This window comes from Solwaraspora sp. WMMA2101 (assembly GCF_049179175.1).
Lineage (GTDB): Bacteria > Actinomycetota > Actinomycetes > Mycobacteriales > Micromonosporaceae > Micromonospora_E.
Window position 1 is genome coordinate 1,067,726 of sequence record NZ_JBMHMA010000006.1, and the last position, 15,335, is coordinate 1,083,060.

12 protein-coding genes are annotated in these 15,335 nt (G+C 71.5%); 5 read left to right on the top strand and 7 right to left on the bottom strand.

Annotated elements, in window-relative coordinates; translation table 11 throughout:
- Nucleotides 1–80: 80 nt before the first annotated feature.
- The 7 genes from ACN28F_RS05375 to ACN28F_RS05405 form a co-directional block, all read right to left on the bottom strand.
- Nucleotides 81–914 (bottom strand): amino acid-binding protein, encoded by an 834-nt coding sequence (locus ACN28F_RS05375; protein ID WP_289206982.1) that lies wholly within the window; start codon nucleotides 912–914, stop codon nucleotides 81–83.
- 145 nt (nucleotides 915–1,059) lie between these two features.
- Nucleotides 1,060–2,106: a LacI family DNA-binding transcriptional regulator gene (locus ACN28F_RS05380; protein WP_289206983.1), complete on the bottom strand. Its 1,047-nt coding sequence runs from the start codon at nucleotides 2,104–2,106 to the stop codon at nucleotides 1,060–1,062.
- Between the two features lie 84 nt (nucleotides 2,107–2,190).
- Nucleotides 2,191–3,609, bottom strand: a complete 1,419-nt coding sequence (locus ACN28F_RS05385) for a GH1 family beta-glucosidase (protein WP_421357145.1) — start codon at nucleotides 3,607–3,609, stop codon at nucleotides 2,191–2,193.
- Nucleotides 3,606–4,505, bottom strand: coding sequence for a carbohydrate ABC transporter permease (locus tag ACN28F_RS05390; RefSeq protein WP_289206985.1), 900 nt, complete (start codon nucleotides 4,503–4,505; stop codon nucleotides 3,606–3,608). The genes ACN28F_RS05385 and ACN28F_RS05390 overlap by 4 nt, the downstream gene beginning before the upstream one ends.
- Nucleotides 4,506–4,511: 6 nt before the next feature.
- Nucleotides 4,512–5,501, bottom strand: a complete 990-nt coding sequence (locus ACN28F_RS05395) for a carbohydrate ABC transporter permease (RefSeq protein WP_289206986.1) — start codon at nucleotides 5,499–5,501, stop codon at nucleotides 4,512–4,514.
- A 138-nt stretch (nucleotides 5,502–5,639) separates the two neighbouring features.
- Nucleotides 5,640–6,941, bottom strand: a complete 1,302-nt coding sequence (locus tag ACN28F_RS05400) for an ABC transporter substrate-binding protein (protein WP_289206987.1) — start codon at nucleotides 6,939–6,941, stop codon at nucleotides 5,640–5,642.
- 370 nt (nucleotides 6,942–7,311) lie between these two features.
- A complete protein-coding gene (locus tag ACN28F_RS05405) occupies nucleotides 7,312–7,857 on the bottom strand; it encodes a plasmid pRiA4b ORF-3 family protein (protein WP_289206988.1) in 546 nt (181 codons plus the stop codon).
- Between the two features lie 148 nt (nucleotides 7,858–8,005).
- Here ACN28F_RS05405 and ACN28F_RS05410 point away from each other — a divergent pair, with 148 nt between their 5' ends.
- The 5 genes from ACN28F_RS05410 to ACN28F_RS05430 all read left to right on the top strand — a co-directional run bounded on the left by ACN28F_RS05410 (nucleotide 8,006) and on the right by ACN28F_RS05430 (nucleotide 15,330).
- Complete coding sequence (locus ACN28F_RS05410; RefSeq protein ID WP_421357146.1) at nucleotides 8,006–8,770, top strand: pyrimidine reductase family protein; 765 nt, start codon at nucleotides 8,006–8,008, stop codon at nucleotides 8,768–8,770.
- 102 nt (nucleotides 8,771–8,872) lie between these two features.
- A complete protein-coding gene (locus tag ACN28F_RS05415) occupies nucleotides 8,873–10,621 on the top strand; it encodes an ATP-binding protein (protein WP_289206990.1) in 1,749 nt (582 codons plus the stop codon).
- A 25-nt stretch (nucleotides 10,622–10,646) separates the two neighbouring features.
- Nucleotides 10,647–11,798 carry an exonuclease SbcCD subunit D gene (locus ACN28F_RS05420; RefSeq protein ID WP_289206991.1) on the top strand — a complete coding sequence of 384 codons (1,152 nt, stop codon included), beginning with the start codon at nucleotides 10,647–10,649 and terminating at the stop codon, nucleotides 11,796–11,798.
- Nucleotides 11,795–14,332: an AAA family ATPase gene (locus ACN28F_RS05425; RefSeq protein ID WP_421357147.1), complete on the top strand. Its 2,538-nt coding sequence runs from the start codon at nucleotides 11,795–11,797 to the stop codon at nucleotides 14,330–14,332. Before ACN28F_RS05420 ends, ACN28F_RS05425 begins: the two co-directional genes overlap by 4 nt.
- Complete coding sequence (locus ACN28F_RS05430; RefSeq protein WP_289206993.1) at nucleotides 14,329–15,330, top strand: hypothetical protein; 1,002 nt, start codon at nucleotides 14,329–14,331, stop codon at nucleotides 15,328–15,330. Before ACN28F_RS05425 ends, ACN28F_RS05430 begins: the two co-directional genes overlap by 4 nt.
- The last annotated feature ends 5 nt before the right edge of the window (nucleotides 15,331–15,335 follow it).

Consider the following 15,335-nt stretch of genomic DNA (forward strand, 5'->3'; position numbering starts at 1 on the left):
CATCCCAGCTTGCCGCGATGCTGTTTCCCTCAGATTGCCCGGCGATGACTTCTCGCGGTGGACCGGCCGTCCGGGTCCGGTCAGCGCCGGACCACGACCGGGTCGGCACCGACCAGGTCGAGCCGGTCGCCGAGAATCACCGTGGCGGCCCGGACCAGTTGGGCGATCCGGTCCACCTCGGTGATGTGGAAGGCGGCAGCCGGCAGCCCGTCGCCGTCGGACCGCGCCACGATCAGCACCAGGCCGGCGCGGCCGAACGGCACCGAGGCGTAGCGGACCCCGTCGGGCCCGTCCATCGGGCGGGCACGCAGCGGAGTGACCTCGGGCAGCCGCAGCGGCACCGGGGCCCGCCAGCTGGCGTACGCCACCGCTGGCGCGCCAGCGGACGGTGGCTCGTCGACCGGCACGCTCAGCCCGGCGACGAAGCCCTCGCGGGAGTGGCCCGGCCCGTCCGGACCGGACAGGTCGAACGAGGTCAAGGTCGCGGGCGCGGCGGCGCCGGACGACTGCCGGGCGCCGCTACGGATCGCCCAGTCGGCCGGCACCACGGCGGCGGCGGCCCAGTCGGCGGCGAGCAGACCGGGTACGGCATCGACCAGGGTGGCCAACCCGTCGACCGGGTTGCCGGCCACCTGGGCCAGCAGCTCGGCGTCCTGTCCACCGGTGACGGGCGTACCGATCGCGCGCCACACCCCGTCGACCTGGACGCCGGGAATGGCGGCCAGTCCGGCGAGCAGCCGGTCGACCCGGGCCGCTCCGGGCCAGACGACGGTGAAGTCGTCCACCGCCCGGCCACCGAGCCGCTCCAGTACGGTCACCTGGACGATGTCGGCGCCGGCGACACCGAGTGTGCGGGCCACCTGGCCGAGTGCGCCGGGCCGGTCCGGCAGGGTCACGCGAACCCTCAGCAACATGTCAGTCCTCCCGTAGCGCAGGCCGGCCCTCCCCCGGTCGTCAACCAGCTTGCCCGATGACCATTTCATCCCTGTTGCGATGGCATGACCCGAGCGGAAATCACCCGCCGGATCACCTGCCGCCACGACGGAAGGGCGATTCCGGTCAGGCCGATGCGCGCGGGACCAGATGGGTCTCCAACAGGACGTACGGGACCTGCAGCTCGTCACGGCGGATCCGGCTCAGCAGCAGCCGGGCCATCTGTCGGCCCATCTCCTCCACCGGCTGGTACACGGTGGTCAACGGCGGGTCCGACTGGCGCGCGATCGGGGCGTCCTCGAAGCCGACCACCGCCACGTCCTCGGGCACCCGGCGACCGGCCTCCCGCAGCGCCCGCAGGGCACCGCAGGCCATCAGATCCGAGGCGACGAAGACGGCGTCCAGGTCGGGGTGGCGTTCGAGCAGTTGGCGCATTGCCGCGGTCCCGCTGCCCTCGCTGAAGTCGCCGTAGGCGACCAGCGACGGCGCGTCCACCCGACCGCTGTGCCGGATAGCCTCGTGGTAGCCGGCGAGCCTGGCCACGCCGACGCCCATGTCCTGCGGACCGGCGATGGTCGCGACCCGGCGGCGCCCGGCGGCCAGCAGATACTCGACGGCCAGGCGCGCGCCGCCGGCGTTGTCGACGTCGACGAAGTAGGCCGGGCGGGCGTCCGGATGCAGCATCCGGGCCGGTCGACCGCCCAGCACGCTGGGTAGCCCACGCTGCTCCAGCAGGGTCGGCAACGGATCGGAGTCGTGCAGCGACAGCAGCAGCACCCCGTCGACGTGCTGGTTGGTCAGGTGGTGCTCGACGCGCTCCCGCTCGGCCGGCGACTGTGCCATCGCCAGCCACAGCTGCATCGAGGTGTCGAGCAGTCCGGAGCTGATCCCCCGGACGATCCCGGCGAAGAACGGCTCCCCGAAGACCCGCTCCTCGGACTCGGAGACCACCAACGCCACCGAGTCGGTCCGTTGGGTGACCAGCGCCCGGGCGGCCCGGTTCGGCACGTACCCCAGCTCCGCGATCGCCTGTTGGACCGCAGCCCTGGCCTCGGGGCTGACCTGCGGTGACCCATTGACGACACGGGACACTGTGCCCCGCCCGACCCCCGCCCGCGCGGCGACCGCATCGAGAGTGGGCCGCCCGAGTGACCGGGTGCGCTGGGTTGTCATCGTCTGTTCCTCCGACCCTGGGTCGACGGCGCCGGTCCCGGCGGGACCGGCGCCGCGCGGCCCGTTATTGCTGGTTGACCACGCCTATTGTGCGGCCAGACCGTTACGTCGGATCACATCGGCGTACCACCTGGCGCTCGACTTGGGGATCCGAAGCTGGGTGTCGTAGTCGACGTGGATCATGCCGAAGCGCTTCGAATAGCCCCAGGCCCATTCGAAATTATCCATCAAAGACCACGCGAAGTAGCCCCGCACCGGCACCCCGGCCGAGATTGCTTCGTGACATGCCCGCAGGTGGGCGTCGAAATAGGCCAACCTGTCCGGATCATCGACTTTGTCGTTGACGACCTCGTCGACGTACGCCGAGCCGTTCTCGGTGATGTAGATCGGCACCTCCGGGTACTCGGCGTGCACCCGGCGCAGCACCTCGACCAGCCCGGGAGCGTCCACCTCCCAGCCCATGTCGGTCACCGGCAGCCCCCGGTCGACGAACCGTACGGTGTCGCTGCCCGGCCAGCAGGACGGCTCCGGCGGCGCGTCCGGCGCCGGCGCGGCCACCACGTGACGGGTGTAGTAGTTGATCCCGAGCACGTTCAACGGGGTCGAGATGACGTCGAGGTCGCCGTCGCGCACGTGCGCCATGTCCGTCAGCGGCTGCAGATCCGCCACGACGTCGACCGGGTACTCACCACGCAGCACCGGATCCAGGAAGATCCGGTTCGCCAGACCGTCGATGCGTCGGGCGGCGTCGACGTCGGCCGCCGAGTCCGACTGCGGCGAGACCGCGTACAGGTTGAGCGTGACGCCGAACTCGTGGTCGGGCCGCGCCGCCCGCATCGCCTGTACGGCGAGACCGTGGCCGAGCATCAGGTGGTGGGCGGCCCGCACCGACGCGGCGCCGTCGGTGACGCCAGGGGCGTGCACCCCGGAGCCGTAGCCGAGAAACGCCGAGCACCACGGCTCGTTGAGGGTCGTCCAGTACCGCACCCGGTCGCCCAGCGCGGCGTGCACCAGCTCCGCGTAGTCGGCGAACCGCGCCGCGGTGTCCCGGGCGGGCCAACCGCCCGCGTCCTCCAACGGCTGGGGCAGGTCCCAGTGGTAGAGCGTGAGCCAGGGTTCGATCCCCTGGCCGAGCAGCTCGTCGACCAGCCGACGGTAGAAGTCCAGTCCGGCCTGATTGGCCGCGCCGGAACCGCCGGGCTGGACCCGGGGCCAGGACACCGAGAAGCGGTAGGACTTCAGCCCGAGTTCGGCCATCAGGCCGACATCGTCACGGTAGCGGTGGTAGTGGTCGCAGGCCACGTCCCCGCTGTCGCCGCCGAGCACCTTCCCGGGGGTGTGGCTGAACGTGTCCCAGATCGACGGGGTCCGTCCGTCGACGGTCGCCGCGCCCTCGATCTGGTACGCCGCCGTGGCGGCACCCCAGAGGAAACCCGGTGGAAACTGCAGCTGTCCGGAACTCTCCGGCAGCCCAGCGGCCTGCGGACCTACTGCTTTTGTCACGACTTGACGGCGCCTTCCATGATGCCGCCGATGATCTGGCGGCCGAAGATGATGAACACAACGAACAGCGGGAGCGTCGCGATCAGCGTGCCCGCGAAAATCTGGGAATTATCGGCGAAGTACGCCGAGTTCAGACTCCGCAGTGAAATCTGGACCGTCGGGTTGGTCGGATCGGCAAGGACGACGAACGGCCAGAAGAACTGGTTCCACTGCTCCATGAAGGTCAGCAGGCCGAGCACGGCCGCAGCGGGACGCAGCGCCGGCACGACCACGGACCAGAAGACGCGCCAGGTGGAACAGCCGTCCACCCGGGCGGCCTCGATCAACTCGTTGGGTACCGCCTGTTCGGCGTACTGGCGCATCATGAAAATGCCGAACCCGCCGATGAGGAACGGCACGATGACCGACGGCATCCGATTGAGCCAGCCGAGCTCGGACATCAGGATGTACAGCGGGAGCACGCCGAGCTGAATCGGGATCATCATCGAGGCGAGCACGATCAGCAGCATGGCGTTCTTGCCCCGGAACCGCAGCTTGGCGAAGGCGAAGCCGGCGAGGGAGCCGAAGAAGACCGTGGCGATCGTGATCGTGCCCGACACCAGGACCGAGTTCATCAGGCCCTTGAGGATGTTGGCGTCCTGATTGGCCAGCACCCGGCCGATGTTCTCACCCAGATTGCCACCGGGCAGGAACGGCGGCGGCCAGGCGTTGGCCGCGTCGTTGGTCCGCGAGGCGATGACGATCATCCAGTAGAACGGGAACAGCGACAGGATCACGCCCAGCACGAGCCCGATCCAGGTCAGCGGGCTGGCCTTGAACAGCCGCTCAGAGGTCGACGACGGGCCCTTGCCGCGTTTTGGCTTGCCCGCCACGGGTTGCAGGGTTGCGGTGCTCATCGTGCCTCACTTGTCCGAGCTGATTCGACGGGCCAGCAGATAGTTGACGAGCGACATGCCCGCGATCAGCAGGAACAACAGCAGCGACACCGCGCCCGCGTAACCCCACTGGAAGCGCTGGTTCATGACGTCGAGCAGGTACATCGTGATCGTCTGGAACTGCCCCTGGGAGCCACCGGAGATTCCGCCCGGCCCGCTGGTGAACAGCAAGGGCTCGGTGAACAGCTGCAGGCCGCCGATCGTCGAGATGATCAGGGTGAAGATGATGGTGGGGCGCAGCTGCGGCACGGTGATCGACCAGAACTGCCGCATCCGGGACGCGCCGTCGAGCGCGGCGGCCTCGTACATGTCCTTGGGGATGGCCTGCATCCCGGCGAGGTAGATCAGTGCGTTGTAGCCGACCCACCGCCAGTCGACCATCGTGGAGATGGCGAACCAGGAGGCGAGCTTGCTGGCCCGGAAGTCGATCGGATCGACGCCGAACACCGACAGCAGCCAGTTGACCAGGCCGAAGTCGCGAGCGTAGATCATCGAAAAGATCAGCGCGACGACCGCGGTCGAGGTGATGATCGGCATGGCGATGGCCATCCGGAAGAAGGTTTGTCCCCTGATCCGCCGGTTCAACGCGTTGGCGAGCATCATCGCGATCACCAGCTGCGGCACGGAGGCCATCACGAACATGCCGAAGGTGTTGTAGACCGCGTTCCAGAACTGGGGGTCGTCGGTGATCAGCCGGACGAAGTTCTCCAGGCCGACGAAGCTGATCTCGGCGTTCAGCGGCGACCGGTCGGTCAGCGCGATCCAGACGGTGTAGACGATCGGGTAGACGCCGAAGATCGCGAAAATGACGAAGAACGGCAGGACGTACAGGTAGGGGGAGAATCTGAGGTCCAGGCGGGTGAGCGAGAGGCGCCGGGCCTTCTCGCCGCCGCCGGCCGGACCCGCCCGGTGACCGCGCGGCTGTGCCGGCGCGGGGGTGTCAAGCTCCAGGCTCATCGGGAAGTCCTTCAGTTGTACGGCGGCCGGCCGCCGTTGGCCAGGGGGTCCACGCGCCGCTGGCACCGCGACGCGGCGGGAGAAGTGGCGTCGGCAGGTCCTGCCGACGCCACTTCTCACACGGGGTGCCGCACCGCTCTATCGGCCGGCGGCCGTACCGTTCGTGACGGCGTCCTGCCAACCCGCCTCCGGCGACTGGCCCTGCTCGACCGCACGCAGCGCGTTCTCCACCGCCGTACGGACCGCCTGGTTCTTCGGGCCGAGGTAGACCGGCTTGAGCTCGCTGGCACCGGCGGCGAAGATCTCACCGGTCGGGGCGTCGGAGAAGTAGTCGTTGACCGCCTCGGCGACCTTCGGGTCCGCCAGCGCCTGCGGCGACGACGGCAGGTTGCCGACCGCCTCGAAGGCGGCAATGTGGCCCTCCGGGCTGGTCAGGTACTTGACCAGCTCAGCGGCGGCAGCCTGGTGCTTGCTGGAGGTCGGCACCGCGAGGAACGAGCCGCCCCAGTTGCCACCGTTGCCCGGCGCCTTGGCGATGTCCCACTTGCCGGCGGCCTCCGGACCGGCCTGGCCCTCGATGACACCGGTCATCCAGGCCGGGCAGGCGATGGTGGCGAAGCTGGCGTTCTTGAAGCCGGCGTTCCACTCGTTGGAGAACGACTGCAGGTTGTTCGACAGGTCGGCACCGATCATGTCGGTGGTCAGGTCGAACGCCGCCCGTACGTCCGGGTTGCTCTCCAGGACGAACTCGTTGCTGGTGTCGTAGTAGGTGTGCCCGCTGCCTGCACCGGCGATCTGGCTCAGCACCAGGTTGTAGAAGCTGGTCGCCGAGTCGACGAACGCCTTGTCCGGGGTGGCGGCCTTGAACTGCTTGCCGACCTCGATGAACTCTTCCCAGCTGGACCACAGCGCGCCGACCTCGTCACGCTCGGTCGGCAGGCCGGCGGCCTCGAAGTGGTCCTTGCGGTAGCACAGCGCCATCCCGCCGACGTCGGTGCCGAGCCCAAGCACCTTGCCGTCGGGCAGCACGCCGGCCTCCCACTTCCAGGGCAGGAAGTTGTCCTTCAGGTCGTTGGCGCCGTGCTCACCGAGGTCGACAAACTTGTCGGCCTGGGCGAAGAACTGCGACATCGTGCCCTCTTCGATCGCCACCACGTCTCCGGCACCGGAGCCGGCGGTGATCTGCTGAGTGAGACGGGTGTTGTAGTCGCCCAGGCCAAGGCCCTTGCCCCGCTGCTGCACGGTGACGTTCGGGTTGTCCTGCTGGTACTTCTCGATCAGTTCGTCGTATCCGAAGCCTGCGTCGCCGAAGATGTCGACGACCAGGGTGATCGGGCCGTCCGGATCCGATTCGGCGTCGTCAGAGCCGCAGGCCGCCGCCGTCACGAGGACGGCGGAGGCGAGTGCGACTGCGGCGTACCGCCGGAGCGTGACGCTCATCCTGACCCCTCTCAAGGTCGCTTCTGTGGTGGGGGGTGATCACGTGGTGTCCGCTCCGGCGGGGACAGCGTGGGTCGAAAGGGGTCCGTCGACCGGGAGCGGGCACTGCGCGACCACGCTCCGCGGAGCACAAGCAAGTGATGTCAGTCTCACTCACCCCGGCCGGGAGCGCTCCCATGAGATTGCCGGCAGGTTTCGGAGGTGTCAAGGGGCCGATGGGAGCGTTCCCATTTCGTTACGGCCGACCGGGCACCCTTCTGCGGTCAGCGCAACGGCCACCCACACCCTGCGTAGTCGGCAGGCGGCGCAGGCGGGCTCAGGTCGGCAGGCGGTGCAGACGGGCTCAGGTCGGCAGGCGGCGCAGACGCGCTCAGGTCAGCCGGCGCAGCAACGTCGTGGCGCGGCACGGGTCGAAAGCGGCCGGATCGAACCGACGGTCCACCCAGTCCAGCATCTCGCCATGCCGGGGATGTGCCGGATCGGCGATCGCGGACAGGAACTCGACGTAACCGAAGGCACCGCCGACGTCCTCAGGTGGGCAGGCCCGCTCCCCGTCGGCGCAGTACGGGTAGCGCAGATCCGGCTCGGGCGCCCCGACGTCCTCCACCACGACGTCGTGCTCCCACCAGTCACCGAAGTCGTAGGTGTAGCGCAACCGGGTGCCCTTGCCGGCGACCGCGTCCAACCGGGTGTCCAGTTCGTCGCGCAGCAGTAGTTCGCCGTCCGGATCCGGCTCGCCGTACTGCGCGCCGTTGATCTCGAAGGAGTGCAGGTGACAGTCCTGCCAGCCCATGGCGTGCTGGATCACCCGGTGCACCCGGTCGAGGGTGTACCCACCCGGCACCTGGACCCGGCGCCAGACCGGCGGCACCACCTCGGCGAGGGTGACCAGCAGATGGAAGATCTGACGAGGCATACCGGCCCTTTCTCTGGCCTAGGCTCGGACTCATGATCTGCCGTGCGTGCCGGGAACACCAGCACGAAAAGTGTCGAGGCGGTAACTGGTGCGATTGTCAGCACCGTACCCCCGCCCCGGTCCCCCCGGTCACCGGTCCGGCCGGCGAATGAGCACCGCCACGACGAGGTCGGCTATCCGCCGGCTCTCTCCCGGGCCCGCCAGCGACCCGCTCGACGACGCACGGCTCGTCGACGCGTACACCGTCACCGCCGACGTACACCTGCGCGCCAACTTCGTGACCAGCACCGACGGCGCGGTGGCGGTCGACGGTCGCTCGGCCGGCCTGTCCGGTGACGCCGACAAGCGGGTCTTCGGCATCCTGCGGATGCTCTGCGACGCGCTGCTGGTCGGCGCCGGCACGCTGCGCCAGGAGCAGTACCGGGCGCTGCGCCTCGACGAACGGCGACGCGGCTGGCGCCGCCGACAGGGTCGCCCGGCGCAGCCCACCCTGGTGGTGGTCTCCGGTTCGCTCGATCTGGATCCCGCACTGCCGGCCCTGGCCGACGCGCCGGTCCGGCCGATCGTGCTGACCACCTCCGACGCGCCGACGCACCGACGGAGGAGGCTGGCACCGGTGGCCGACCTGGTCGTCGCGGGCGAGCGCACCGTCGACCTGGCCGCCGGGCTGGACGCGCTGCGCGAGCGCGGCATGCGCCACCTGCTCTGCGAGGGTGGCCCGCTGCTGCTCGGTACGCTGACCGCCGTCGACGCGGTCGACGAACTCTGCCTGACCGTCGCGCCGCTGCTCGCCGGCGCCGGGGCCGGCCGGATCACCGCCGGGCCGTCCGGACCGGTCCGCCCGATGCGGCTGCACCAGGTGCTGGCCGCCGACGACGGCATGCTGCTGCTGCGTTACACCCGACCCGGCTGACGCGCCCGACCCCGGGTCGGATGCGGCCGGAGTCGTACCGGTGGGGCAGGATGCAACCCGTGGGAACGAAGCGACGCGAGATGCAGCGATCAGGACATCACGATGAGTGATGCGACGCCGGAGGGCATCCCGGTCGGCCGGGTGCTCGGCACCGCCGACGCCACCCCGCTGCAGTTCTGGACGGCGGTCGACGAACACAACTACCTGCAGCTCGACGACGTCGTGGTGACCCGCCGCGAGCTGCCGGGAGCCGAGCCGGTGACGATCGCCGGGGTGGTCACCCAGGTGCGCGCCCGGCACGAGGGCGCGCAGTTCGACTCCGACGTGTTCGCCATCGCCGACGGCACCCTGCCCGCCCAGGTGCAGGAGGCCGCCGAGGTCACCGCCACCCGGGTCGACCCGGAGATCTACGTACCGCCGTCGCCGGGCGCGCCGGTCTGGCGGGCCCAGGGCGACGCCCGGGCCCGCGCCCTGCACTTCGACCGGATGGAGCGCCGGATCCCGATGGGTACCGGCCGCGACGGGGTGCCGGTCTACCTGAACGCCGACTTCCTCGACGGTCAGCGCGGCGCGCACGTCTCCATCTCCGGCATCTCCGGCGTCGCCACCAAGACCAGCTTCGCCACGTTCCTGCTCTACTCGGTGTTCCGCTCCGGCCAACTCGGCGGTGACGCGGTCAACGCCAAGGCGCTGATCTTCAACGTCAAGGGCGAGGACCTGCTCTTCCTCGACCATCCCAACATCCGGCTGGACGAGGCCACCACCGCCGCGTACGCCAAGCTGGGCCTGCCCGCCGGGGCCTTCCCGGACGTACGGGTCTACGCCCCGCCCCGGGCCGGCGACGCCTCCGGCACCCCCGACGTACAGAGCCGGCTCACCGGCGTGGACAGCTTCTACTGGACCGTCGCTGAGTTCTGCGACAAGCAGCTGCTGCCGTACGTGTTCGCCGACGCCGACGACGAACGCCAGCAGTACACGATGGTGGTGCACGCGGTCACCGCGTACCTGCGCCGGCACGCGCAACCCGCCGACGGCGGCATCAGCATCGACGGCCGGCGGATCGGCTCGTACGGGGATCTGGTCGACCACGTCGTCGACCAGCTCGGCGACGAGGAGACCCGGTCGGCATGGGCCGGGTCGGCGGTCGGCATGGGTACGGTGAACGCGTTCGCCCGCCGGCTGATCGGCAGCAAACGCGACCTGGCCCGGCTGATCCGCGGCGACCTGGCCAGCCGACGGCCGCACCAGATCAGCACCGACGACAGTGCCCAGGTGACCGTGGTCGACCTGCACAACCTGCCGGACCGGGCGCAGCGGTTCGTGGTCGGGGTGACCCTCAAGAACGAATTCGACCGCAAGGAACGGGCCGGCACCGCCAAACCGTTGCTGTTCGTCGTGCTCGACGAGCTCAACAAGTACGCCCCCCGGGACGGGTCGTCGCCGATCAAGGAGGTGCTGCTCGACATCGCCGAGCGGGGCCGTTCGCTCGGGGTGATCCTGATCGGTGCCCAGCAGACCGCCAGCGAGGTGGAGCGGCGGATCGTCACCAACTCGGCGATCCGGGTGGTCGGCCGGCTCGACCCGGCCGAGGCGTCCCGGCCGGAGTACGGCTTCCTGCCGGCCGTGCAGCGCCAACGGGTGCTGCTGGCCAAGCCGGGGACCATGTTCGTCAACCAGCCGGACATCCCGGTCCCGCTCTGCCTGGAGTTCCCGTTCCCGGCCTGGGCCACCCGCTCGTCGGAGGCGGGGGCCGCGCCGTCGGGCACGCTGCGCTCCATCGTGCAGGCGGCAGACCCGTTCGCGGTGGTCGGCAGCCGGTCGACGATCAACGACGATGATATCCCGTTCTGACCCGAGGCTCAGGAGGTCCCCCCGGATGCGGATCCTGCACACCTCCGACTGGCACGTCGGCAAGGTCCTGAAGGGACAGCCCAGACTGGCCGAGCAGATCCAGGTGCTCGCCCAGCTGGTGGAGATTGCCCGCACCGAACGCCCGGACCTGGTGATCGTCGCCGGCGACCTCTACGACACCTCCGCCCCCGGGCCGGACGCCACCCGCGTGGTCACCCGCGCGCTGACCGCGCTGCGCGCCACCGGGGCAGCCGTGGTGGCCATCGGCGGCAACCACGACAACGGGGCGGCCCTGGACGCGCTGCGGCCGTGGGCGGACGCCGCCGGCATCACCCTGCGCGGCACGGTCCGCGACAACCCGGACGAGCACATCGTCACCGGCGTCACCGACAGCGGCGAGCGGTGGCGGCTGGTCGCCCTGCCGTTCCTGTCCCAGCGGTACGCCGTACGGGCCACCGAGATGTACCAGCTGACCGCCGCCGAGGCCACCCAGACCTACGCCGACCACGTCGCCCGGGTGCTGGCCCGACTCACCGACGGCTTCGGTGAACCGGGCGTGGTCGACCTGATCACCGCGCACCTGACGGTGGTCGGCGGGCGCTCCGGCGGCGGCGAGCGCGAGGTCCACACCGTTCTCGGGTACGCCGTACCGGCGACGGTCTTCCCGACCGGCACCCACTACGTCGCCCTCGGCCACCTGCACCGGGCGCAGCAACTGGAGGCGCCCTGTCCGGTGCGTTACAGCGGCAGCCCGCTGGCGGTCGACTTCGGCGAGGAGGAGAACGTCCCGTCGGTCAGTCTGGTCGACGTCAGCGCCACCACCGCCGCCCGGGTACGCGACGTACCGGTAACGGCCGCCGCGACGCTGCGTACCGTCCGGGGCACGTTGGCGGAGCTGGCCGCCGGTGACCACGGCGACGCCTGGCTGCGGGTCCTGATCCGGGAGGTGCCCCGGGCCGGGCTGCGCGAGCAGGTGCAGGAGCTGCTGCCCCGGGCCTTGGAGGTCCGCATCGACCCGGAGTTCGCCCGGGCCCAGGTCGGTCCCGCCCGGACCGCACAGCGCACCGGACGCGACCCTGGTGTGCTGTTCGCCGACTACCTCGACGCGCGCGGGCAGGACGACGACGGGGTCCGCGCCCTGTTCGACACCCTCTACGAGGAGGTGACCTCGTCGTGAGGCCGCTGCGGCTGGACATGGCCGGTTTCACCGTGTTCCGCGAGGAGACCACGGTCGACTTCACCGACGCCGACTTCTTCGCCCTGGTCGGGCCGACCGGGTCGGGCAAGTCCAGCATCCTCGACGCGATCTGCTTCGCCCTGTACGGCCAGGTGCCCCGCTGGGGCAGCAGCCGGGGCATCGGCTCGGCCCTGGCGCCGTCGGCCACCGAGGCGCGGGTCCGGCTGGTCTTCGAAAGCGCCGGCAGCCGCTACGTGGCCACCCGGGTGGTACGCCGCGACTCCCGGGGTGCGGTCAAGACCGGCGGCGCCGGGCTGCAGCTGATGCCGCCCGGGTTCGACGTGACCCGGCTGGACACCGGGATGAGCCCGGACGACCTCGGTGAGGTGCTGGCCGGCAGTCCGGCCGAGATGGAGCAGGCGGTGCTGGAGGCGGTCGGGCTGCCGTACGAGCAGTTCACCACCTGTGTGCTGCTGCCCCAGGGCCGATTCGCTGACTTCCTGCACGCCAAGCCGGCCACCCGCCAGCAGATCCTGATCAACCTGCTCGGGCTGCACGTCTACGAGCAGGTCCGGGATCGGGCCACCGCCCGCGCGGGTGCCGCCGAGGCGGCGATGGCCGCGGTCGACCACCTGCTCGGCGGGCTGACCGACGCCGACGCCGACGCGGTGGCCGCCGCGGCGGCGCACGTCGAGGCGATGCGGACGCTGGCGGGCGCGGTCGACGACGTACTGCCCGAGCTGGAGCAGGCACAGCGGACCGTGACCACGGTCGCCGACCGGGTCGCCGCGCTGGCCGCGGAGATCGACCTGTTGGCCGGCGTGACACCGCCGGCGTCGGCGACTGTCCTCGCCGACGAGGTGGCCCGGGCGCGGACCGCCGCCGCCGACGCCGACCGCGCGGTGCTCGCCGCCGAGGAACGGGAGGAGAAGGTCCGCGCCGAACTGGCCGCCGCCGGTGATCCGGCCGCCCTGCGGCTGCTGCTGCAGGCGCACGTCGAACGGGACCGGGTCGCGGCGGAGATCGCCGGGCTGGCACCGGCGCTCACCGCCGCGCAGGCGGAGCAGGCCGCCGGCCAGGCGACCCTGGACGCGGTCCGGGCCCGCGCCGAGGCGGCCGACGCCGCGTTGGAACAGGCCCGCCGGGCGTACCAGCAGGCGCAGACCGCCGACCGGGCCGCGGCACTGCGCCACGAGCTGGTCGCCGGGGCGGACTGCCCGGTCTGCGCCCAGCCGGTGCCGGTGCTGCCACCGGAGCCGGCCGGCTCCCAAGTCGCCGAGGCGAAGGCCGCCGGCCAGGCGGCCCGGGCCACCGCCGACCAGGCCAGCCAGGCGGTCACCGACGCCGAGCAGGCCCTGCGCGAGGTCGACCGGGCCGTCGACCGGGCCCGGGTACGCGCCGAGCAGCTGGCGGGCCGGTTGGCCGAGCTCGACCGCGAGGTGGCCGCCTCACCCGGCAGTGAGGCACTGCACGCCGAACTGACGGCGGTCGACCGGCTGCAGGACCGGCTCGACTCCGCCGGTGTCCAGGTCCGGCAGGCCCGGGACGTGGCCCGCCGGGCACAGCAGGCCGCCGTGGCCGGCGAACAGCGGTTGCAGTCGGCCTGGCGGGACTTCGACACCGTCCGCGACGCGGTGGCGCGGCTGGCACCGCCGGCCGCCGAACGCGGTGACCTGGCCGACGCCTGGACCCAGCTGGCCGGCTGGGCGGACGCGCTGGCGGCCGACCGCCGGGCGGCACAGTCCCGCGCCGACCAGGAGCTGACGAACGCCCGGGAGTCGGCCGCCACCGTCGCCGACCGGATCGACGCGCTGTTCCTAGCCGCCGGTGCGCCGGCGCCGGTACCCGACGCCCGGCGCGGCGCCGACGACCGTGGGCCGGGTGCCCGCGCGGCGGTCGACCCGGCGGCGTACCGACAGGCCGCCGCGTTGGCGGTGCAGCGGGCGGGCAGCGACCACGACCGGCTCGTCGAGCGGTTCGCCCAGGTGGGCGAGCTACGCCAGCGCCGCGCCGACCAGGAACGGCAGGCGCAGCTGGCCCGGACCCTGGCCGGACATCTACGGGCGAACAACTTCGAGCGGTGGCTGCTGGTCGAGGCGCTGGACCTGCTGGTGGACGGGGCCTCGCGGATCCTGCAGGAGTTGTCCAACGGCCAGTACGAACTGGTGCACGACGCGGGCGAGTTCTTCGTCGTCGACCATCACGACGCGGGGCTGCGCCGAGGCGTACGCACGCTGTCCGGCGGGGAGACGTTCCAGGCGTCGCTGGCGTTGGCCCTGGCGTTGTCGGAGCAGTTGGCCGGCATGTCGACAAGCGCGGCGAGCCTGGAATCGATCGTCCTCGACGAGGGCTTCGGCTCCCTCGACGCGGCCACGTTGGACACGGTCGCGGCCACGTTGGAAGGGTTGGCGGCCCGGGGCGACCGGGTGGTCGGGATCGTCACCCACGTACCGGCGCTCGCCGCACGGGTGCCGGTACGCTTCGAGGTACGCAAGGACGCCCGGACCGCGCGGGTGCACCGGAGCGGGCTGTGACCGGCGGGCCGGCGCAACAGCCGGGCGGCGGTGTCCGGTGGTTCGTCGAGGGCTGGCAGCCCGGCTACGGCACGTCGTTCGAAGCACCCGAAGCGGGGGCGCCGGGCGCGACCGACGACAGCTCGGACGCCACCGATCTCGCGGTGGAGCTGGATCCGGCTGCCTGGCAGGCGTTACGGCAGCCCGCCGACGTACGCGCACCGGACGTGGTGCTGCTGGTCGACGGGGTACGCCGGATCGACGCGTCGTTGTGGAGCGACGAGCCGGACGGGGTGTCCTACCCGGCGATAGCCGCCTCGTACGCGGCCGGCGTGGTCCGCTGCGACCTGCGCGCAGGATCGGCGACGTTGGCCGGAGCACGGCCGGAGCGCGGACTGTTCACTCCGAGCGCCGCCGCGACCGACCTGACCGTCGGGCAGATCCGCTACCCGGCGCGGCGGGTCGACCACCCGGATCCGGCGACATTGCCGCAGGTGGTGCAGCCGGCGTTGGCCGCGCTGGAGATCGCCGTGTCCGAGCAGGCCCGGGCCGGGGCCGACGGCGCCGATGACGAACTGCTGGTGGTGGACGGTCCGCTGCGCGGTCGGCAACTGCCGAACACCATCGGCTACATCAAGTCGGTCAGCAAGACGTACCTGCCGGCCGGTCTGCTCCCGGTGGTGACCGGGCTGCGACCGGCCGAACGCAGTCCGGTGTTCCTGCATGGCACCCGGTGGCGTACCTACTCGTGGTACCTGCGGCTGCCCGGGCCGCGCGGCGCTCCCTGGGCCGGCATCGTCCGGGTGGAGTGCCGGCCGGACATCACGGCGCAGGCGGCCATCGCCCTGGCCGATCTCTCGCTGGCGGCGCTGCCCCGGTTCGCGTCGACGCCGTACAAGGACCCCCGCGCGCCGCAGAACCTGGTGCCGATCGCCGGGCTGGAGCGGCGGCTGCGGGCGATGCTCGGCGACGCCCGGCTGCTGCACCGGGCGTTGAGCCTGTCGGCGGCCCGGCGATGAGCCCG

Bases quoted from the DNA above. Each gene is read 5' to 3' on its own strand.
- ACN28F_RS05420 (WP_289206991.1), top strand. From the start codon at position 10,647: ATGCGGATCCTGCACACCTCCGACTGGCACGTCGGCAAGGTCCTGAAG.
- ACN28F_RS05410 (WP_421357146.1), top strand. From the start codon at position 8,006: ATGAGCACCGCCACGACGAGGTCGGCTATCCGCCGGCTCTCTCCCGGG.
- ACN28F_RS05390 (WP_289206985.1), bottom strand. From the start codon at position 4,505: ATGAGCACCGCAACCCTGCAACCCGTGGCGGGCAAGCCAAAACGCGGC.
- ACN28F_RS05380 (WP_289206983.1), bottom strand. From the start codon at position 2,106: ATGACAACCCAGCGCACCCGGTCACTCGGGCGGCCCACTCTCGATGCG.
- ACN28F_RS05400 (WP_289206987.1), bottom strand. From the start codon at position 6,941: ATGAGCGTCACGCTCCGGCGGTACGCCGCAGTCGCACTCGCCTCCGCC.
- ACN28F_RS05395 (WP_289206986.1), bottom strand. From the start codon at position 5,501: ATGAGCCTGGAGCTTGACACCCCCGCGCCGGCACAGCCGCGCGGTCAC.
- ACN28F_RS05375 (WP_289206982.1), bottom strand. From the start codon at position 914: ATGTTGCTGAGGGTTCGCGTGACCCTGCCGGACCGGCCCGGCGCACTC.
- ACN28F_RS05405 (WP_289206988.1), bottom strand. From the start codon at position 7,857: ATGCCTCGTCAGATCTTCCATCTGCTGGTCACCCTCGCCGAGGTGGTG.
- ACN28F_RS05415 (WP_289206990.1), top strand. From the start codon at position 8,873: ATGAGTGATGCGACGCCGGAGGGCATCCCGGTCGGCCGGGTGCTCGGC.